Annotated in this window: 15 protein-coding genes; 7 read left to right on the forward strand and 8 right to left on the reverse strand. The window is 69.1% G+C overall.

Going from position 1 to position 19,407, the window contains the following annotated elements:
• Positions 1–248 precede the first annotated feature (248 nt).
• The gene (gene secA / locus ACZ68L_RS30415) at positions 249–3,068 is read right to left on the reverse strand and encodes a preprotein translocase subunit SecA (RefSeq protein ID WP_469583057.1); all 2,820 of its coding nucleotides are present in this window, start codon (positions 3,066–3,068) and stop codon (positions 249–251) included.
• 239 nt (positions 3,069–3,307) lie between these two features.
• On the opposite strand from secA, the gene ACZ68L_RS30420 reads away from it, so the two are divergent.
• Both ACZ68L_RS30420 and ACZ68L_RS30425 read left to right on the forward strand, forming a co-directional pair.
• Positions 3,308–3,883: a GNAT family N-acetyltransferase gene (locus ACZ68L_RS30420; protein ID WP_469583060.1), complete on the forward strand. Its 576-nt coding sequence runs from the start codon at positions 3,308–3,310 to the stop codon at positions 3,881–3,883.
• A 56-nt stretch (positions 3,884–3,939) separates the two neighbouring features.
• On the forward strand, positions 3,940–5,115 hold the full coding sequence (locus ACZ68L_RS30425) for a winged helix-turn-helix domain-containing protein (protein ID WP_469583062.1): 1,176 nt from the start codon (positions 3,940–3,942) through the stop codon (positions 5,113–5,115).
• Positions 5,116–5,182: 67 nt separating this feature from the next.
• On the opposite strand, the gene ACZ68L_RS30430 is transcribed toward ACZ68L_RS30425, so the two are convergent.
• From ACZ68L_RS30430 to mtnA, 7 genes are all read right to left on the reverse strand, one after another.
• Entirely contained in the window at positions 5,183–5,932 is a 750-nt protein-coding gene (locus ACZ68L_RS30430) for a response regulator transcription factor (RefSeq protein ID WP_361457680.1), read from the reverse strand.
• Positions 5,933–6,117: 185 nt separating this feature from the next.
• Positions 6,118–6,807 (reverse strand): ribosome hibernation-promoting factor, HPF/YfiA family, encoded by a 690-nt coding sequence (gene hpf / locus ACZ68L_RS30435; RefSeq protein WP_469583065.1) that lies wholly within the window; start codon positions 6,805–6,807, stop codon positions 6,118–6,120.
• 322 nt (positions 6,808–7,129) lie between these two features.
• Entirely contained in the window at positions 7,130–7,855 is a 726-nt protein-coding gene (locus ACZ68L_RS30440; protein WP_469583069.1) for a ComF family protein, read from the reverse strand.
• 91 nt (positions 7,856–7,946) lie between these two features.
• Positions 7,947–9,809, reverse strand: a complete 1,863-nt coding sequence (locus ACZ68L_RS30445) for an LpqB family beta-propeller domain-containing protein (RefSeq protein WP_469583073.1) — start codon at positions 9,807–9,809, stop codon at positions 7,947–7,949.
• The gene (gene mtrB, locus ACZ68L_RS30450) at positions 9,799–11,823 is read right to left on the reverse strand and encodes an MtrAB system histidine kinase MtrB (RefSeq protein WP_469583076.1); all 2,025 of its coding nucleotides are present in this window, start codon (positions 11,821–11,823) and stop codon (positions 9,799–9,801) included. Before mtrB ends, ACZ68L_RS30445 begins: the two co-directional genes overlap by 11 nt.
• A gap of 1 nt (position 11,824) precedes the next feature.
• Positions 11,825–12,514, reverse strand: coding sequence for a two-component system response regulator MtrA (mtrA, locus tag ACZ68L_RS30455; RefSeq protein WP_007448372.1), 690 nt, complete (start codon positions 12,512–12,514; stop codon positions 11,825–11,827).
• A 4-nt stretch (positions 12,515–12,518) separates the two neighbouring features.
• Positions 12,519–13,658: an S-methyl-5-thioribose-1-phosphate isomerase gene (gene mtnA, locus ACZ68L_RS30460; protein WP_469583080.1), complete on the reverse strand. Its 1,140-nt coding sequence runs from the start codon at positions 13,656–13,658 to the stop codon at positions 12,519–12,521.
• Positions 13,659–13,798: 140 nt separating this feature from the next.
• Between mtnA and ACZ68L_RS30465 the strand changes: the two genes are divergently transcribed.
• Genes ACZ68L_RS30465 through ACZ68L_RS30485 form a run of 5 tightly spaced genes read left to right on the forward strand, consistent with a single transcriptional unit; the run spans position 13,799 to position 19,252 of the window.
• A complete protein-coding gene (locus tag ACZ68L_RS30465; RefSeq protein ID WP_469583083.1) occupies positions 13,799–15,028 on the forward strand; it encodes a DUF7847 domain-containing protein in 1,230 nt (409 codons plus the stop codon).
• A gap of 4 nt (positions 15,029–15,032) precedes the next feature.
• Complete coding sequence (locus tag ACZ68L_RS30470) at positions 15,033–15,722, forward strand: DUF4129 domain-containing protein (protein WP_469583085.1); 690 nt, start codon at positions 15,033–15,035, stop codon at positions 15,720–15,722.
• Positions 15,719–16,933, forward strand: a complete 1,215-nt coding sequence (locus tag ACZ68L_RS30475; protein WP_469583088.1) for a DUF4350 domain-containing protein — start codon at positions 15,719–15,721, stop codon at positions 16,931–16,933. Before ACZ68L_RS30470 ends, ACZ68L_RS30475 begins: the two co-directional genes overlap by 4 nt.
• The gene (locus ACZ68L_RS30480; RefSeq protein ID WP_469583091.1) at positions 16,930–17,931 is read left to right on the forward strand and encodes an AAA family ATPase; all 1,002 of its coding nucleotides are present in this window, start codon (positions 16,930–16,932) and stop codon (positions 17,929–17,931) included. The genes ACZ68L_RS30475 and ACZ68L_RS30480 overlap by 4 nt, the downstream gene beginning before the upstream one ends.
• A gap of 10 nt (positions 17,932–17,941) precedes the next feature.
• Positions 17,942–19,252 carry a DUF58 domain-containing protein gene (locus ACZ68L_RS30485; RefSeq protein WP_469583100.1) on the forward strand — a complete coding sequence of 437 codons (1,311 nt, stop codon included), beginning with the start codon at positions 17,942–17,944 and terminating at the stop codon, positions 19,250–19,252.
• Positions 19,253–19,407: the final 155 nt, after the last annotated feature.

The raw sequence follows: 19,407 nt of genomic DNA on the forward strand, positions 1-19,407 counted from the left end.
CCCTCCCGGCACCCAGGGGCCCGCCACCCGACGACCGCCGGACATCCGCGCACACGCGGCTCCACTCGGCGGCCGACGCCCGCACCACCTCGCAGCCACAGCCCGTCCGCCACCGCAGCTCACGTCGCGGGGGCGGGAAGACGAACCGGGGCCGAGGGAAAAACAGACCGGGGCCGAGCACCCGAACAAGGTGCCCGGCCCCGGTCAGAAGCCGATCGACGCCGACAGCGCCGACGTCACAGCCACCGCTACTTCTTGCGGCGCCGCCCACCGCCACCGTTCTTCTGGGCCTTGCGGCGCTCCGCCCGGGTCAACCCGTCGGACTCGGACCCGGCCCCACCGTCACCGTTGGAGAAGTCGCCCTCGACGACCCCGCCCTCCCCGTCCACCGTGGGAGCGGAGAAGTGCAGCCGGTCAGGACGCTGCGGGGCGTCGAGCCCCTTGGCCCGGATCTCCGGACGCGCCGCCGGTACGAGGTCCTCCTTGGCGAGCGAGGTCTGCTCGGCCTCGTCCTGCACCGGAACCTCCTCGACCTGCTGCTCGACCTGGACCTCCAGGTTGAACAGGTAGCCGACGGACTCCTCCTTGATGCCCTCCATCATGGCGTTGAACATGTCGAAGCCCTCGCGCTGGTACTCGACCAGCGGGTCCTTCTGCGCCATGGCACGCAGGCCGATGCCCTCCTGGAGGTAGTCCATCTCGTAGAGGTGCTCACGCCACTTGCGGTCCAGGACGGACAGCACGACACGCCGCTCCAGCTCACGCATGATGTCCGAGCCGAGCTGCTTCTCGCGCTCGCCGTACTGCTCGTGGATGTCGTCCTTGATGGACTCACCGATGAACTCGGCGGTGATCCCGGCCCGGTCGCCGGCCGCGTCCTCCAGTTCCTCGACGGTGACCTTCACCGGATAGAGCTGCTTGAACGCGCCCCACAGCCGGTCCAGGTCCCACTCCTCGGCGAAGCCCTCGGCGGTCTCCTGGCGGATGTAGTCGTCGATCGTGCCGTCCATGAAGTGGCGGATCTGGTCCTGCAGATCCTCACCCTCCAGGACCCGGCGACGCTCGCCGTAGATGACCTCACGCTGCCGGTTGAGCACCTCGTCGTACTTCAGGACGTTCTTACGCGTCTCAAAGTTCTGCTGCTCGACCTGCGACTGCGCCGAGGCGATCGCCCTCGTCACCATCTTGTTCTCGATCGGCACGTCGTCCGGCACATTGGCCATCGACATGACGCGCTCGACCATCTGCGCCTTGAACAGTCGCATCAGGTCGTCGCCGAGCGACAGATAGAAGCGGGACTCACCGGGGTCGCCCTGACGGCCGGAACGACCGCGCAGCTGGTTGTCGATACGCCGCGACTCGTGCCGCTCGGTACCCAGGACGTAGAGCCCGCCGAGCTCCCTGACCTCTTCGAACTCCGCCTTCACGGCCTGCTCGGCCTTCTCCAGCGCCGCGGGCAGCGCGGCCGCCCACTCCTCGACGTGCTCGACGGGGTCGAGGCCGCGCTGGCGCAGCTCCGCCTCGGCGAGATCGTCGGGGTTGCCGCCGAGCTTGATGTCGGTGCCTCGTCCGGCCATGTTCGTCGCGACCGTGACGGCGCCCTTGCGGCCGGCCTGGGCGACGATCGTCGCCTCGCGGTCGTGCTGCTTGGCGTTGAGGACCTCGTGCTGGACACCGCGCTTGGAGAGCTGCTGCGAGAGGTACTCGGACTTCTCGACCGAGGTGGTGCCGACCAGGATCGGCTGGCCCTTCTCGTGCTTCTCGGCGATGTCGTCGACGACCGCGGCGAACTTCGCGACCTCGGTGCGGTAGATCAGGTCCGACTGGTCGGCACGGACCATCGGCCGGTTCGTCGGGATCGGCACCACACCGAGCTTGTAGATCTGGTGGAACTCGGCGGCCTCGGTCATCGCCGTACCGGTCATGCCGGAGAGCTTGCCGTAGAGGCGGAAGAAGTTCTGCAGGGTGATCGTGGCGAGCGTCTGGTTCTCGTCCTTGATGTCCACCCCTTCCTTCGCCTCGATCGCCTGGTGCATGCCCTCGTTGTAGCGGCGGCCGGCGAGGATACGGCCGGTGTGCTCGTCGACGATCATGACTTCGCCGTCGATGACGACGTAGTCCTTGTCCTTCTTGAAGAGCTCCTTCGCCTTGATGGCGTTGTTGAGGTACCCGACGAGAGGGGTGTTCACGGACTCGTAGAGGTTCTCGATGCCGAGCCAGTCCTCGACCTTCGAGACGCCGGACTCATGGATGGCGACGGTCCGCTTCTTCTCGTCGACCTCGTAGTCGCCGGTCTCCTCGAGGCCCTTGAGCGGGTTGCCCGCCTCGCCCTTGGTCAGGCGCGTGACCAGCTTGGCGAAGTCGCCGTACCACTTGGTGGCCTGGTCGGCCGGGCCGGAGATGATCAGCGGAGTACGGGCCTCGTCGACGAGGATCGAGTCGACCTCGTCGACCACGGCGAAGTTGTGGCCGCGCTGGACGAGCTCGTCCGAGGACCACGCCATGTTGTCGCGGAGGTAGTCGAAGCCGAACTCGTTGTTCGTGCCGTACGTGATGTCGCAGGCGTACTGCTCACGGCGCTGGGCCGGCGTCATGTTGGCGATGATGCAGCCGACGGTCAGGCCGAGGAACTTGTGGACCCGGCCCATCAGCTCGGAGTCGCGCTCGGCGAGGTAGTCGTTGACCGTGATCAGGTGCACGCCCTTGCCGGAGAGCGCGTTGAGATACGCCGGCAGGGTGCCGACCAGGGTCTTGCCCTCGCCGGTCTTCATCTCGGCCACATAGCCGAGGTGCAGGGCTGCGCCGCCCATCATCTGAACGTCGTAGTGGCGCTGTCCGAGGACCCGCTTGGCGGCCTCACGGACGGTCGCGAATGCCTCGGGGAGCAGGTCGTCCAGGCTCTCGCCGTCCGCGTACCGTTCCTTGTACTCGTCGGTGAGCGCCCGCAGCTCGGCGTCGGAGAGGTTGACGAAGTCCTCTTCGATGGAGCTGACCTGGTCCGCGATGCGGTGCAGTTTGCGCAGGATCTTGCCTTCGCCTGCACGCATGAGCTTGTTGAAGACGGACACTGAGGCGGGTCTCCTTGCCGGTCGGGCCTGGCACTGGGTCGTGGTATGGACTCTGGCGCGGGCACGGCAGGTGGGCCCCACCGCAACGGCCATCGTAAGCGAGGACCCCGCCGCGCCGGGAGGGCTGCCGCCGCGTCGGCTCCACCGTGCCCTCCCAGTCAACGGCCGGGGGGCGCCGAAGGTGCCGGGAAGTCCGAAAAGTGTTCGCTTCCCGGCCGCCGCCTCAGCAGAATCCGTACATGGAGCCGATCACCCTCACCACCGAGCGTCTGCTGCTGCGCCCCTTCACCGGTGGCGACGCGGACGAGATCCATGCCGCCTGCCAGGACCCGGACATCCAGCGCTGGACGGTCGTGCCCTCCCCGTACAGCCACGCCGACGCGGAGCTCTTCGCGGAAAAGCTCTCCCCCGGCGGCTGGCATGACGACTCCGCGTACGGCTTCGCGGTGGTCCTGCGCGGGAGCGGAGCGCTGGTGGGCGCGCTCGGCATCACCCGCCGCAATCTGCCGGGCACGTACGAGGTGGGTTTCTGGACCGCCAGGGAGCACCGGAGCCTCGGTTACACGTCGGAGGCGGTCCTGGCCGCCGCCCGCTGGACCTTCACCTCGCTCGGCGGCGACCGGCTGGAGTGGCGGGCCGAGGTCGGCAACGCCCCCTCGCGTGCCGTGGCGCTGAGAACGGGATTCCGGATGGAGGGCGAGCAGCGATCGGGGCTGCTCAACAAGGGTGTACGACGCGACACCTGGATCGGTGCGCTGCTCCCGTCCGATCTCGGCCTGCCGGGCACCGACGCCTATCTGCCCGCAGCCGGCTGACCCCGATCGGTGAACTCCACGCCCGGATGTCAGTGCCTCCCTCTAGGGTGCGGGACATGACGCCTGTGCCGCCCCCCGCCGCCGAACTCTCCGCCGACCAGGCACGCAGGATCGCCCTGCGCGCCCAGGGCTTTCTGGGTGCTCCGGACCGCCGGGCCGGGGTTCCGGGTGTGCTGCGGCATCTCGGTGCCGTGCAGCTCGACACGATCTCGGTGCTCGCGCGCTCGCACGAACTGATTCCGTACGCGCGCCTCGGCGCGATCGGCCGGCGCGCGGTCGAGGAGGCGTACTGGTCGGGCGGCCGCACCTTCGAGTACTGGTCGCACGCGGCGTGCATCCTGCCGGTAGAGGAGTGGCCGCACTTCGCGTTCCGCCGCCGCGCCTACCGCTCGCGCCCCCACTGGCACCACGACCTGCCGGACGGCGCCTACGAAACGGTGATCAAGCAGCTGCGCGCCGAGGGCCCGCTGACGGCGACGGAACTGGGCGGCGCGAAGAACGGCGGGGAGTGGTGGGACTGGTCGGAGTCGAAGGTCGCCGTCGAGCGCGCCCTGATGTACGGGGAGGTGGTGTGCACCGAGCGGCGCAGCTGGAAGCGGGTGTACGACCTCGCCGAGCGGGCCCTGCCCGACGCCGTGCTGCACGACGATCTGGACGACGCGGAGTGCCTGCGCCGGTTGGTCGCGCTCGCGGGACAGTCCCTGGGCGTCGGCACCCGTGCGGACATCGCGGACTACCACCGGCTCAAGGGAGAGCAGTTCGACGCCGTCGTGGCCGACTCCGGTCTGGTGCCGGTGACGGTGCGGGGCTGGGCGAAGCCCGCCTGGGCGGACCCGGCGGCGCTGGCCTCGGAGCCGCGCGGGCGGCATCGCACGACCCTGTTGTCGCCGTTCGACTCCCTGATCTGGGAGCGGGCACGCACCGAGCGGATCTTCGGTTTCACGCACCGCCTGGAGGCCTATGTCCCCAAGCCCGAGCGGATACACGGCTACTTCGCGATGCCGCTGCTGGCGGGCGGAAAGCTGCAGGGCCGCGTCGACCCGGCGCGCGAGGGCAGCACGCTGGTGGCCCGTCAGGTGTCCCTGGAGAGCGGGAAGGCCGTGGCGCCGATGGCCGAGGCTCTGGTGGAGGCCGCGTCCTGGGTCGGCTGCTCGGACGTCAGGCTGGAGCGCGTCGACGCACCGGAACTGCGCGGGCCGCTCGCTCAGGAAATCGCCCGCGCTCTGGCGTGAGCGCGCATTCCCTTGCCTTTACCCGGCGCCGACCTGTTCGATCCGTTCGGTCCCGTCGTCGCAGCGGTCACCTGATCTCCAGGATCTTCTCCCGCATGGCATAGACCACGGCTTCCATCCTGGAGTGCAGCTGCAGCTTCTCCAGAATGTTGCGGACGTGGTTCTTCACGGTGTTCTCGGAAATGAACAGCTCCTTCGCGATATCGCGATTGTTCATGCCCGTTGCAACGAGTTTCAGGACTTCGAGCTCACGGTCGGTGAGCCGCGGCGCGGGCACCAGTCGGCGCTCGTCGGTCCGCTGGATCATCGACTTGAACTCGGTGAGCAGCTTGGACGCCATGGAGGGGCTGATCTGGGACTGCCCGTCGGCGACCGCGCGAATCGCCGTCGCCACCTCGTCCGTCGAAATCTCCTTGAGGAGATAGCCGGTGGCGCCCGCCTTGATCGCGTCGTAGAGGTCGGCCTCCTCATCGCTGATCGTCAGCATGATGATCTTCGCGCTGGGAGCCACCTCCTTGATCGACGTACAGGCCTCGATGCCCCCGCGCCTGGGCATCCGTACATCCATCAGCACGATGTCGGGCAGCAGATCGGCCGCCTTGTCGACCGCCTCCGCACCGTCACCCGCCTCGCCGACGACCTGGATGTCCTCCTCCTGGGCGAGGACGATCTCCAGCCCTCTGCGGAAGAGAGCGTGGTCGTCCACCACGAGGACCCGGATCGGCTCCTTGCGGGAACCACTTTCCGCGTCGGCACCGGTTCCGGCAGCGCCGCCGGCGTCATTCGCATCGCGCACGGGCCCGAAGGTGTCCGCCATCGTTCCTCCCCCTGAAGGCCATGGCCTGAAGTTCGCAAACTGTCCGCCAACGGCAGTTCACAGAGCGCCGGTTGGCTTGGAACGACATGATTTCATGCCTGGACGCCGGAGCGGCGATCCCGTGGCCGCACACGGGTGCCCCTGGGGGCGCACAGACGCTCCAGGGGCACCGTGGAAGCGTGGCGTCAGCCGCCGAGCGCACCGCCCGCGCCGCCCGCCTCATCGGCGGCCAGCGGATCGGTCCTCAGGTGAATGACACCGTAGTCATAGGCATGCCGCCGGTAGACGACACTGGGTTCCTTCGTCTCGGAGTCGACGAACAGATAGAAGTCGTGCCCGACCAGCTCCATCTCGTAGAGCGCCTGATCGAGCGACATCGGTGCGGCGACGTGCGTCTTCTCGCGCATCACCAGCGGACCCTCGCCCTGCACCTCCAGCGAGCCGAACCTGGTGGTGGGCACGGTCTGGCCCGTCTCACTCCCCACCAGATCGCCCTCGCCGTTGAACGAGGCCGCGCCCGGCACGGTCTCGGCGACTTCGGCAGCGGGAATCCGGCCGTTGCCACGGCGGCTGTAGCGCTTGTCGTGCTGCCTGCGCAGGCGCGCCTCCAACTTGCCGGTGGCCAGGTCCAGCGCTGCGTACGGGTCGCCTGCGGCCGCTTCCGCCCGGATGACCGGCCCACGCGAACGGAGCGTGATCTCCACCCGGTCGGAACGATCGGCCTGACGGGGATTCGGCTCCTTGGACACCTCGACGTCGAGGCTGATCACCTTGCCGTCGAACTTCTGGATCTTGTCCAGCTTCAGCTTCTCGGCCACGTGCTTGCGGAACCGCTCCGGCACCTCGGTCTTGCGGCCCTTGACGACGATGTCCACGCAGAACTCCGTTCCCGGATCACTCCGCTCAGCGGCGGAGCATCTCCCTTTTGCACCAGGCCCCGGTGATGGCCGGAGCCGCGGACTCGGTGACTTCCACCTCCTCCTCCCCCATCGGCAGGGTCTCCACCCCACCGAATTCCCTGCTTCCGGACTACTGGTGAGTTCCCTGCCCGAAACCTGGCGGTGCATTCGTCGAGGTCCGGCATTCACCATTCCTCACAACCGAACATAGCCTGCCCGGCCTGATGTCGGCACCCGCTACTCGCACGTACCTCCGTTCAGGTCGTTTTACTCACTCACTACCTGCAACGATGCAAGTTCATTGACAGTTCCGGTTTATTTCGAAGGCCGACGGAGACACTGCGACGACGGCCGCCTGCCCGCTGCCGTGGGCGACGCCCTCGCGCCCGCCCGCTGCCGCGATGGCCCGAGCCGCCTCGGCCAGCGAGGCACCCGTCGTCAGAAGGTCGTCCACCAGCACCACCCGTCCGGCCGCAAGCAGCCGTTCACCCCCGGCCACGACCTCCAGGGCCCCCGCGAGATTCGCCTGCCGCTGCCGGGCCCCGAGCCCCGCCTGATCGGCCACCGGACGCCGCTGCCGGAGCACCGCGACCACCCGGGCCCGCGTACCGCAGCGCCGTAGCTCACCTGCGGCGGCCAGAGCGATCCGCCGCATCGGATCGTGCCCCCGCGCCGCCACGGCCCGCCGCGTCGACGGCACAGGGACGAGCAGCAGCCGACCGACGCCCGCATGCCCCGCCCCGGCCCGTACGGCCCCCGCCAGGGCCCTGCCGAGCGGCCCGGCAAGGCCCAGAGCGCCCCGCTCCTTATGGGCCAGGAGCACCGCCCGTACCGCGTTCTCGTAGCCGGCCGCCGCATGCACCACCGGCAGACCCCTGGGCTCCGGCACCGGCCTCACCCGGCGCGGCGCCTGGCCGTACAGGTCCGCTCGGCACTCCTCGCACAGCTCCGCACGCGGCCTGCCGCAGCCGCCACAGCACACCGGCAGAACCAGTCCGGAGATCTCCCGCCACCACCCCCGCATGACTCCACTGTGCGCTCCTCGAAGGCACCCGGCCACCCCTGTGGAAAACGCGGCGAAGGACTCGCGGGTCTCGGCCCGGAATCTCGGGGTCTCAGCCCGGATAGACCAGCGACCAGCCTTTCTTGACCACCGTCTGCCAGTTGTCACCCGGCGACAGCTTCACTATCCCGTCACTCAACGTGGCCGCCATCAGCGGCAACTGCTCGTCGTCCGCCGCCGCGACCGACGACACCTGGTTCACGCCGGGCAGAACGCCCGACGCGGGCGTCGAGCCGTCCGCCTGCACATAGCGCACCTGCTGGACGCCGCCCTGCTCCTTGCCGACCACCACGAGACGGCTCCGGCCCGACCACGACATCGCGGTCACATCCGTCAGCTGAGGTGCGGCCTGGCGCAACTCGACCACCGAGACCCGCTGATCCGTCTCCGGACCGCGCCGCTCGATCCGGCCGATCTTCAACGTGGTGTGGTTGTCCTGAGTCACCAGGAGCGCGATCCGCACCCCGTCCGCGGACATCCGCAGCGCCTCGATCCGACCGTCCAGGCCCGGCACGGCGACTTTCTGCGGCTTGCCGTTCCCACCGGCCAGCCGCAGCAGCCTGCGGTTGCCGGGGTCCCGGTCCGCCACCCACAGGTCGCCCCGACCGTCCCAGCTCGGCACCGACAGACGGTCGTTCTGGTCCGCGGCCTCGCTGGTCACCAGGGCTGCCGGAAGCTCGCCGTCCGAGACGATGGACGACACATAGAGGGCCCTCTTGTCCCGCGAGACCGCCGCCGCCGACTGCTCGTCCCTGGCCACACCGACCGTGCCCATCGGCATCGTTCCATTGCCGAACGGGCCGGCCACCGCCTCCGGAGTGCCACTGCCCTTGGTGCTGCCGGGAATGCGCTCCACATGCCCCTTGCCATCGACGAAGTACTGGCTGTCCGGACCGCTCGACGAGCCGTCAGGGGCGAACTCCTCCGCCTGATCCGTCCCGAGAACACACAGCGGGGAGCCGTCGGAGCGTTGCAGCTCGACCTGCTCGACCCGTGCGGACGTCAGGTCCCGCAAGGTGTAGAGGATCTGAGAGGCCATCATGCGACAGGAGCGCTGTCCGACGCCGTCCGCCTTCTTGCTGAGCGGGACCTTCAGAACATTGCGATCGTCGGGGGTCAGGGAGGTGACGCCCTTCTTCAGCGTCGTACCCGCGGGAAAGCTGGAGCGGACCACCGGGCGCAGCCAACTGGTCGGCCCCGCCAGCAGGCTTCGGACGGCCTGTGTCACGGTGTCCATCTTGGTGGCAGGGTCCGTCCGGCTGCGGAGGTAGACGGGGTCGGCGACCAGGGTCGACTGCGCCTCCGTCCGCCCCGCGGCGAAGTAGTACTTGTCGACGGAACGGTAGAGGCGTCTGAAGTCCGACTGCCCGAGCAGAAGGCCGTCCGGCACGGCATTGATGCGCCACTCCTTGCCGTCCGGCCCGTTCTCTCTCACCAGGCGCAGGGTCTGGTCGTAGCCCGTGGGCGCAAGCGGCTGATAGGCGCTCTGGGCGTCGACCGTTGCCACCTTCTCACCGGTCAGGGTGTAGGTGACGTCCGTGATGCCGGGGTCGCTGTCGCGGAACGGGCGGTCGCTCCGGTTCGGCGCCTTCGTGAGCACGGTCGTGAACGCGCTCGGCCGCCACTTGCTCGCCGCCTTCTTCGTCAGGTACATGCGGGTCGTCCTGAAGCCCGAGTCATCGCTGGTCATGGACTCCAGGAAGCCGTCGACAACCTCCTCGGGGGTGGCGTTGTCACGCGGCGCCACGGCGTACACCTGTACCTGGGAGTCACCGGGCTGCGATGCGTCGACGGCCTTGACGTCCCCGGTGACAGGCATCGAGCTGCACGCGGACAGCAGCACGACACCGCATCCGAGCAGCGCGACCAGCCCCGGCAGACGCTCACGGCCGCGCCCGTGCCGGTCAGTGCCCATGATGCGTGTCCCCCCGGTCCGGGTCCTGCCCTGCAGAGTCGGAATCTCCACCCGGCCGGTCCTCGGCGGGGCGCGCGACCACGCGTGCGCCGCTCCCCGGCAGGGCCGCCGGATGCACCGAGACCGGCGCCGTCCGGGAAGCCACGGGAGCACGCGCGGGTACGGGCAGCGCGGCCCGGTCGTTGCCTCCGGGCTGGGCAGGCACCGCCGTCAGCCGGTGCTCGCTCCCGGTCATGGGAGCGGTCGCGGCTCGCTCCCGGTTCTCCCGGTTGCGCCGGGAATCCTCGGGTTCCAGCGGTATCGGCGATCCGCGCAGCGGTTCGTCCGCCGTGCGCGGCAGAGTGAGCCGGAACTGCGAACCGCCGCCCGGCTCGCCCCAAGCCTGCAGCCAGCCGCCGTGCAGCCTCGCGTCCTCCACGGCGATGGACAGTCCGAGTCCGGTGCCGCCGGTCGTCCGCGCGCGCGCCGGGTCGGCCCGCCAGAATCGATTGAACACCCTCGTCGCCTCGCCCGGCTTGAGCCCCACACCGTAGTCCCGGACGGCCACGGCGACCGCACCTCCCGCCACCCCCATCCGCACCACGACGTCCCGGCCCTCTCCGTGCTCGACGGCGTTGACCACCAGGTTGCGCAGGATGCGCTCGACCCGCCGTGCGTCGGCCTCCGCGATCACCGGCTGCTCGTCGCCGACCACCCGGATCCCGGTGCCCTTGCGTTCGGCCAGCGGCTCGGCCCCGCCGATCACCCGTCGCACGACCTGCCGCAGATCTATCGGCTCGGCCTCCAGCGCCGCGGCGCCCGCGTCGAACCGGCTGATTTCCAGCAGATCGGAGAGCAACGACTCGAACCGGTCGAGTTGATCCCCGAGCAGCTCCGCGGAGCGGGCCGTCACGGGATCGAAGTCGCTGCGGGCCTCGTGGATGACATCGGCGGCCATCCGCACGGTCGTCAGCGGCGTCCGCAGCTCGTGGGAGACGTCGGAGACGAAGCGCCGCTGCATCCGCGACAGCTCCTCCAGTTGCTGGATCTTCAGCTGCAGATTCTGCGCCATCTTGTTGAAGGCCTCACCGAGCCGCGCGATGTCGTCCTCGCCCGTGACCTTCATCCGTTCCTGCAGCCTGCCGGCGGAGAGCCGCTCGGCGATGCCCGCCGCCATCCGCACGGGCGTGACGACCTGCCGCACCACGAACCACGCGATGGCCCCGAGCAGCACGACGACGAACAGCCCCGCTGTCGCCAGCGTTCCCCTGACCAGCGTCAATGACTTCTCCTCCTGCGTCAGCGGGAAGAGGTAGTACAGCTGGTACGGATTGTGGTCGATGTCGTACAGCCGTTTGCCCACGACGAGTCCGGGCTGCGACGGCTGCCCGTTCGCGTACTGGATCCGGGAGTACGTCTGGAACGCCCCAGGGCCCTTGTTCACGGAGTCCCGCAGGGTCTGCGGAATGCTCACCGCCTCCACACTGCCCGAGCCGCGCGGCGCACGGGTGCCCTCGTCGGCACTGAGCGCCACCACGTTGAAGGCGTTCTTGCCGCCGCTGGCGAGCTGGTCGACGAGTTCGGTCCGCCAGGAGTTGTTGGCCGTGGTGCCGTCCGTCGTGTCACCGCCCGGCCCACCAGGGACGAGCGGAGCGTTGGCCTTCTCCTGGGCCGCGGCGAAACCGCCGGCGGCCTGGGTCTGGGCAGCCTTGCCCTTCGTGTCGAGAAGGCCGTTGCGCACCTGCCCGATCACGACGAAGCCGAGCAGCAGCACCACACCGAGCGACATGAGCAGCGTGCCCGCCACGACCCTCAGCTGCAGATTGCGCCGCCACAGCCGCACGGCCGGCAGCAGCGGACGCCGCACCCAACGCATCAGCAATCGCGGCACAGGGCCGCCGAGCGCCCGGTCCTGGATCAACCGGCCGCCCTGCAGAAGACGCCCGACCTGGGACGTCTTGTGTCCTGGAGCAGCAGCCCGCTCCGCACGGGCTCCCGGCTCCCCGGGCTGCGGAGCAGCGCTGCCCAGGGGCATGTCAGCTCGGTCCGGCCTTGTAACCGACCCCTCGGACGGTCACCACGATCTCGGGCCGCTCCGGGTCCTTCTCGACCTTCGAGCGCAGTCGCTGGACATGCACATTCACCAGCCGGGTGTCGGCTGCGTGGCGGTACCCCCACACCTGCTCCAGCAGTACCTCACGAGTGAAGACCTGCCACGGCTTACGGGCGAGCGCGACCAGCAGATCGAACTCCAGCGGGGTGAGGGCGATCGACTGCCCCTCCCTCTTCACCGAGTGACCGGCCACATCGATGACCAGATCCCCGATGGTCAGCTGCTCCGGCGCCGGTTCCTCGGACCTCCGCAGACGTGCCCTGATCCGGGCAACCAACTCCTTAGGTTTGAACGGCTTCACGATGTAGTCGTCGGCCCCGGACTCCAGACCCACCACCACATCTACCGTGTCGCTCTTGGCAGTGAGCATGACGATCGGCACACCCGACTCGGCCCTGATCAATCTGCAGACCTCGATGCCGTCCCTACCGGGCAGCATCAGATCCAGCAGGACCAGGTCCGGCTTGGCCTCTCGAAATGCGGCAAGTGCCTTGTCGCCGTCCGCTACGAACGACGGCTCGAACCCTTCACCACGCAGCACAATCCCGAGCATCTCGGCCAGTGCGGTGTCGTCGTCGACGACAAGGACGCGTCCCTTCATAATCGACATCATCCCATTAGCTAATCGTTACCTGCGATGATCTGGCACACAGCTCTGCCAGTCCGACCCCCGTGACCGGGGAAACCACGCCCTCCTCCGTGACAATCGCCGTGACCAGCTCCGGCGGTGTGATGTCGAACGCGGGGTTGTACGCCGGGGCTCCCGCGGGCGCCACGAGCAGCGCACCGGCGTCCCCGCCTGCGACCCCGGCCCGCAATGATGTGAGCTCCGTCACTTCACTCCCAGATCGCTGCTCGACGGTGATCGATGCCCCGTCCACGGTGTCCGGGTCAACGGTCGTGGTCGGCGCCACGACGATGAACGGTACGTGGTGGTACTTCGCGAGCACCGCCAGCGGGTAGCTCCCCACCTTGTTCGCCACCGATCCGTCCGCGGCTATGCGGTCCGCCCCGATGAGCACGGCGTCCACCTCCCCCGCGGCGAACAGCGACCCCGCGGCGTTGTCCGTGAGCAGGCTGTACGGCATGCCGTTGCGCGCGGCCTCGTACGCGGTCAGGCGCGCACCCTGCAGCAGCGGACGGGTCTCATCCACCCACAGCCGGCGCAGCCGCCCCTCCCGGTGCGCCCCGAGCGCCACCGCGAAAGCAGTGCCCCCACCACCCGAGACGAGCGCCCCCGTATTGCAGTGGGTCAGCAGCTGATACCCGGGGCCCGCCAGCAGTTCGTCCAGAAGCGCGAGCCCGTATCGCGCCATATGCCCACTGGCCTCGGCATCTTCCCGGTGCAGCGCCCTGGCCTCGGCCAGCGCCACCTCAGCGGCCTGTTCCGGACCGATCCCCTTCCCGACAGCCGCCCGGTACGCCCCAGCTGCCCGCCGCACCCCGTATCCGAGATTCACCGCGGTGGGCCTCGACCGCTCCAGCAGCCCTGCGGCCTCCGCCACGTCGTCGCCCCGCACCGCTGCGAGAGCCACCCCATAGGCTCCCGTGATGCCCAGCAACGGCGCTCCGCGCACCGCCAGCACCCGGATCGCCCGCACCAGTGCGGGCACATCGGTGCACACCAGCTCGACCTCCTCGGCAGGCAGTCGCGTCTGGTCGAGAAGCACCAGTGCGGGACCGTCCGGAAGGTCGTCCCAGCGAAGTACGGCGTGAGGCTCGATGCCCATCCGCGATTGCGCGTCCTGATCAGCCATCCGCCCAGTCTGCCCGGTGAGCCGCCCACAAATGAAGGTACGAACGAGATACGACGCCAGACCCGTACCGGAGCAACGCGTGGCACGATGGCTGCCAACCTGCCGTCCCGATGCGCGGACAGGACCGTGAAGGAGCGAGAATGAACGACACTCCGGGCTGGGCCTCGCCCGGATCTGCCCCCTCCGAGGGTCAGGGGGCAGGCGTCCCCCGGCCTTCCGAGCCCATCGACGGCAGCGGCCCGGCGGAGAACTGGTCTCCCACCCAGCCGCCCGCAGGGCAGTGGTCCCCACCAAGCGCTCCCGGCACAGGCCCCGGCGGGCCTCCCCCCGCCCCCGGCTGGGGCGGGGGGCCTCAGGGCCACGGCTGGGGCCCCGGACCTCAGGGCCACGGCTGGGGGCAGCCGCCTGTGGCGGCCAAGCCCGGCGTCATCCCGCTCCGGCCGCTCGGCGTCGGCGAGATCCTCGACGGCGCGGTCTCCACAATGCGCGCCCACTGGCGCACCGTCCTCGCCATCACGTTGGCGGTCTCCGTGCTCGCCCAGATCGCGATCACCCTTGTGCAGCGCTATCTGCTGCCGGACCCCGCAGCGATCGACCCGAACGCCACCAGCTCGGAGGCACTCCGGCAAAGCGCCGACTCGGCTCAGTCGGAACTCATCAACAGTGTGCCGTCCCTGCTCATCACCATGATCGCCACGCTGATCACGACATCCGTGCTGACCGTGGTGATCAGCCGCTCGGTGCTCGGCCGCCCGGTGACGCTCTCCGACGCATGGCGCGAGGCCCGTCCCCGCCTTCCTCAGCTGCTGGGGCTCACACTGCTGCTGGCCCTGATCAGCGCAGCGATCGTGACGGTCGGCCTGTTGCCGGGCATGCTGATCGGCTCCACCGCAGGCGCCGGGCTCGTCGTCATCGGGCTCCTGGCCGCCTCCGTCGTCGTCATCTGGCTGATGGTCCGCTTCTGCCTCGCCTCGCCGGCCCTGATGCTGGAGCGGCAATCGATCACGACTTCCATGCGCCGCTCCGACAAGCTGGTCAAGGGAGCGTGGTGGCGGACCTTCGGCGTCCTGGCTCTCACCTGCCTGCTGACGCTCGTCGTGTCCGTGATCATCGCCATCCCGTTCAGCATCATCGCGATGGTCGTGGACGGCGGCGGTATCGACCGCTTCCTCACCGGCGGCTACCCGGACTTCGGCTGGCCGTTCCTGATCGTCTCCGGCATCGGCCAAGTGATCACCGCGACGATCACCTACCCGCTCTCCGCCGGTGTGATGGCCCTGCTCTACATCGATCAGCGCATCCGTCGCGAGGCACTCGACCTCGATCTCGCCCGGGCAGCCGGTCTGCCCGGATACGACACCAGGAGCTGATGCCATGTCGGGGGCGGGGGGCGCGACAACGGCACAGCTACTGATCCGCACGAGTGGCGGCGTACCCGTGGACACTCCGCGTGTCCCCGCCCGCGAGGCGGCAAAGCACGAGCTGTCCAAACCGATGTACCACGAGAACGATCCCAACCTCCTCCAGCGCGGTCTCGACCGCCTCTGGGGCTGGATCGGCGATCTCCTGAGCACGGCCTCCAGTGCCGCGCCGGGCGGCCCACTCGGCCTTGTCGTACTCGTACTGGTCGTCATCGGCCTGGTCGCCGCGCTCTGGTGGCGGCTGGGCACCCCGCACCGCACTGTGCGTTCCGCTGACGCCCTCTTCGACGACAGCCCCCACAGCGCGGCCGAACACCGGACGGCCGCCGAGGCCCACGCCGCCGCACATCGTTGGAATGCGGCGGTCCAGGAACGCATGCGCGCCATCGTCCGTGCTCTGGAAGAACGAGCCCTGCTCGACCCCCGCCCCGGACGTACCGCCGACGAGGCCGCCGCCGAAGCGGGCCGTCCGCTGCCCGCACACGCCACGCGACTCCACGCGGCCGCCAGAGCATTCGACGACGTCACATACGGCGGCCGCACCGCGGACCAGCAGGCGTATCGGGACCTGCGAGCTCTCGACCTCGATCTCGAAACCGCGAGGCCTCTCCTGACATCTGCGGCCCAGGAAGCAGCCGAATGACCGAGGTCACCGCCGCCCCCACCACCTCGGCTTCCCTCAGCCCACGCCAGATCTGGTCCCGCACCCGCGGTCTGCTGCTCGCCCTGCTCGTACTCCTCGCAGCCGGAATCAGTCTGGCAAGCATGCGCTCCGCTGACCAGCACGGCCGCCTCGACCCCCGTTCCGCCGACCGCTACGGCAGCCGGGCCGTCGCCGAGCTCCTCAAGGATCACGGCGTCTCCGTTCACGTGGCCACCACGCTCGACGAGGCCACGGCCCAGGTCGGCCCCGAAACCACATTGCTCGTCGCCTCTCCCGATCTGCTGACACCTCGCCGGCAGAGCGAACTGCGCGCCACAACCGCCCGCTCGGCCGGCCGAACCGTTCTGCTCGCGGCGGGCCCGCCGTCCGTGGGCACCCTGGTCCCCGGCGTCCGCGCTGAGTCCGAGCGGCCAGTGGCAACCCGCCCTCCTCGGTGCTCGCTGCCTGCCGCACGCAACGCCGGCGATGTCGAAACGGGAGGCTTCCGCTATGCCTCGGACAGCCTCGACACCATCGGCTGCTTCCCGAGCGAAGGCCTTCCCACCCTGCTCCTGGTCGAACACGGCGCGGGCGACGCCGTTCTCCTCGGTTCCCCCGACCTTCTCTACAACGACCGACTCGGCAACCAGGGCAACGCCTCCCTGGCCCTTCAACTTCTTGGCTCCCGCCCACATTTGGTCTGGTACCTCCCCTCGCTCACTGATACCTCCGCTGCCGCCGAGAACGGCGGAAACAGTGCCGACGGCACCCAGAGCAGCCGCAGCTTCGCCGACCTGATCCCCCGAGGCTGGCTGTGGGGCACCCTGCAACTCGCGCTCGCCGCTGTGCTCGCTGCCGTCTGGCGGGCCCGTCGTCTGGGCCCCTTGGTGACCGAACGACTGCCCGTGGCCATACGGGCCTCCGAATCCACCGAGGGCCGAGCCCGCCTCTATCGACGGGCGAACGCCCGCGATCGGGCCGCAGATGCACTGCGTTCCGCCGCCCGCACCCGCATTGCCCCACTCATTGGCGTCTCCCCGCGCGATGTCCATTCCCCCGCAACGCTCGTCCCTGCCGTCTCCGCCCGTCTCCGCGGCACCGACAGCGACGTCCGAGCCCTGCTCTTCGGTCCTGCTCCGTCCGACGATGCCGCTCTTGTACATCTGGCAGACCAACTCGACACCCTCGAAAGGGAGGTACGCACGTCATGAGCGCCCCGCCTTCTGTGCCCGCCGGCACCACCGAGACTCTCGGGAACGGCGACACAGCCCGCGCATCCTTGGAAGCGCTGCGCTCCGAGATCGCCAAGGCCGTGGTCGGCCAGGACCCCGCAGTCACCGGACTCGTCGTCGCTCTGCTCTGCCGAGGCCACGTCCTTCTCGAAGGTGTCCCCGGCGTGGCCAAGACCCTCCTGGTACGGGCTCTCGCAGCCTCACTCGAACTCGACACCAAGCGTGTCCAGTTCACCCCCGATCTGATGCCGAGCGACGTCACCGGCTCACTCGTCTACGACGCCCGCACAGCAGAGTTCTCCTTCCAGCCCGGCCCCGTCTTCACCAACCTGCTTCTTGCCGACGAGATCAACCGCACGCCTCCCAAAACGCAGTCCTCCCTCCTGGAAGCAATGGAAGAGCGCCAGGTCACGGTCGACGGAACCCCCCGCGCCCTGCCCGACCCGTTCCTCGTCGCCGCCACGCAGAATCCCGTCGAATACGAGGGCACCTACCCGCTTCCAGAGGCCCAACTGGACCGGTTCCTCCTCAAACTGACGGTGCCCCTGCCGTCCCGCGACGAGGAGATCAACGTCCTCACCCGTCATTCCATGGGGTTCAACCCGCGCGACCTCAAATCAGCGGGCATACGTCCCGTCGCCGGCGCGGCAGATCTGGAAGCCGCCCGCCACGCAGTCGCGCGGACCAAGGTCTCCCCCGAGATCGCCGGCTACGTCGTCGATATCTGTCGTGCCACGCGTGAATCCCCCTCGCTCTCCCTCGGAGTCTCTCCCCGAGGCGCCACCGCTCTGCTGTCGACCGCCCGGGCCTGGGCCTGGCTCACCGGCCGCGACTACGTCATTCCGGATGACGTGAAGGCTCTGGCGCTCCCCACACTCCGCCACCGCATCCAGCTGCGGCCCGAGGCGGAGATGGAGGGTGTCACCCCCGACTCCGTCATCACCGCAGTCCTCGCCCACGTACCCGTACCCCGATGAGGCGGTGAACGTGGCCCTCACCGGACGTACCGCCTTGCTGGCCGCCCTGGGGTCACTCCCTGTAGGCATCCTGGCCCCCAGCTGGACAGGCATGCTCGCGGTCAACGCACCACTCTCTCTGGCAATTCTGTGCGACTACGCCCTGGCTGCACCAGTGCGAACGCTTCAGTTCACTCGATCTGGCGATACAACTGTTCGACTGGGTGAGACCGCGGATGTACAACTCACCGTAACCAATCCTTCCCGTCGCCGTCTGCGCGCACACCTCCGCGATGCCTGGCCCCCCAGTAGCTGGCCCACGGGAGCCGAGCAGGCATCGTCCCGTCAGGCGCTGACAGTCCCGGCGGGGGAACGCCGACGGCTGAGCACCATCCTGCGACCGACACGGCGGGGTGACCGCCGGGCCGAACGTGTCACCGTCCGCTCATTCGGACCTCTGGGGCTTGCGGCCCGCCAGGGAAATCACGAGGTGCCCTGGACCGTACGTGTCCTGCCGCCCTTCACCAGCCGTAAGCATTTGCCGTCTCGCCTCGCCCGGCTCCGAGAGCTCGATGGCCGCACCAGTGTCCTGACACGTGGAGACGGAACGGAGTTCGACAGTCTCCGCGCCTACGTGCCGGGGGACGACACGCGCTCCATCGACTGGCGGGCCACAGCACGTCAATCCGCCGTCGCGGTCCGGACGTGGCGGCCCGAGCGGGACCGCCACATTCTCGTTGTCCTGGACACCGGCCGTACGTCGGCAGGTCGTGTAGGCGACGTGCCCCGCCTCGACGCCTCTCTGGATGCGGCACTGCTTCTCACCGCACTTGCCACACGAGCCGGCGACCGCGTCGATCTGCTCGCCTACGACCGCCGCATCCGCGCCCACGTCCAAGGCCGGTCAGCCGGGGAGGTCCTGTCGGCCATGGTGAATGCCTTGGCGCCGATCGAACCGGCACTCGTGGAAACGGATGCCCGGGGACTGAGCACCGCCGTGCTTGCCGGCGCCCCTCGTCGCTCCCTGATCGTGCTCCTCACAGGCCTGGACGCGGCCCCTGTGGAGGAGGGCTTGCTGCCAGTCCTCCCTCGACTGACTCAGCGCCACACAGTGCTGGTGGCTTCGGTGGCTGACCCATACATCGAAAAGATGGCAGAGGCCAGGAAGACCGTGGACGCCATTTACCAGGCCGCAGCCGGCGAACAAGCCCGAGCGAGAAGGCTTCGCACGGCGGAGCATCTCCGACGTCACGGCGCGGTGATTGTCGATGCCACCCCGGACAACCTCGCCCCGGCTCTCGCCGACGCCTACCTGGCCCTCAAAGGGGCAGGTCGCCTCTGACCCGGACCCCTACATCAACGGAATCCACTCATCGAGGAGGCCCCTGCCCAATAGCCCCTTAATCGAGTAGGAGGGACGGGTCGCCCGTCCCTCCTCTCACACCACCGGACATGCGGGTCACGCATCCGGCGGTTCATCCAGCTGATCTCAACCGT

The organism is Streptomyces sp. NPDC104309 (genome assembly GCF_055584025.1).

Bases quoted from the DNA above. Each gene is read 5' to 3' on its own strand.
- mtrA (WP_007448372.1), bottom strand. From the start codon at position 12,514: ATGATGTCGATTATGAAGGGACGCGTCCTTGTCGTCGACGACGACACC.
- mtrB (WP_469583076.1), bottom strand. From the start codon at position 11,823: ATGCCCCTGGGCAGCGCTGCTCCGCAGCCCGGGGAGCCGGGAGCCCGT.
- ACZ68L_RS30425 (WP_469583062.1), top strand. From the start codon at position 3,940: ATGACGCCTGTGCCGCCCCCCGCCGCCGAACTCTCCGCCGACCAGGCA.
- ACZ68L_RS30445 (WP_469583073.1), bottom strand. From the start codon at position 9,809: ATGGGCACTGACCGGCACGGGCGCGGCCGTGAGCGTCTGCCGGGGCTG.
- mtnA (WP_469583080.1), bottom strand. From the start codon at position 13,658: ATGGCTGATCAGGACGCGCAATCGCGGATGGGCATCGAGCCTCACGCC.
- ACZ68L_RS30465 (WP_469583083.1), top strand. From the start codon at position 13,799: ATGAACGACACTCCGGGCTGGGCCTCGCCCGGATCTGCCCCCTCCGAG.
- ACZ68L_RS30420 (WP_469583060.1), top strand. From the start codon at position 3,308: ATGGAGCCGATCACCCTCACCACCGAGCGTCTGCTGCTGCGCCCCTTC.
- ACZ68L_RS30475 (WP_469583088.1), top strand. From the start codon at position 15,719: ATGACCGAGGTCACCGCCGCCCCCACCACCTCGGCTTCCCTCAGCCCA.
- ACZ68L_RS30430 (WP_361457680.1), bottom strand. From the start codon at position 5,932: ATGGCGGACACCTTCGGGCCCGTGCGCGATGCGAATGACGCCGGCGGC.
- ACZ68L_RS30440 (WP_469583069.1), bottom strand. From the start codon at position 7,855: ATGCGGGGGTGGTGGCGGGAGATCTCCGGACTGGTTCTGCCGGTGTGC.
- ACZ68L_RS30480 (WP_469583091.1), top strand. From the start codon at position 16,930: ATGAGCGCCCCGCCTTCTGTGCCCGCCGGCACCACCGAGACTCTCGGG.
- ACZ68L_RS30470 (WP_469583085.1), top strand. From the start codon at position 15,033: ATGTCGGGGGCGGGGGGCGCGACAACGGCACAGCTACTGATCCGCACG.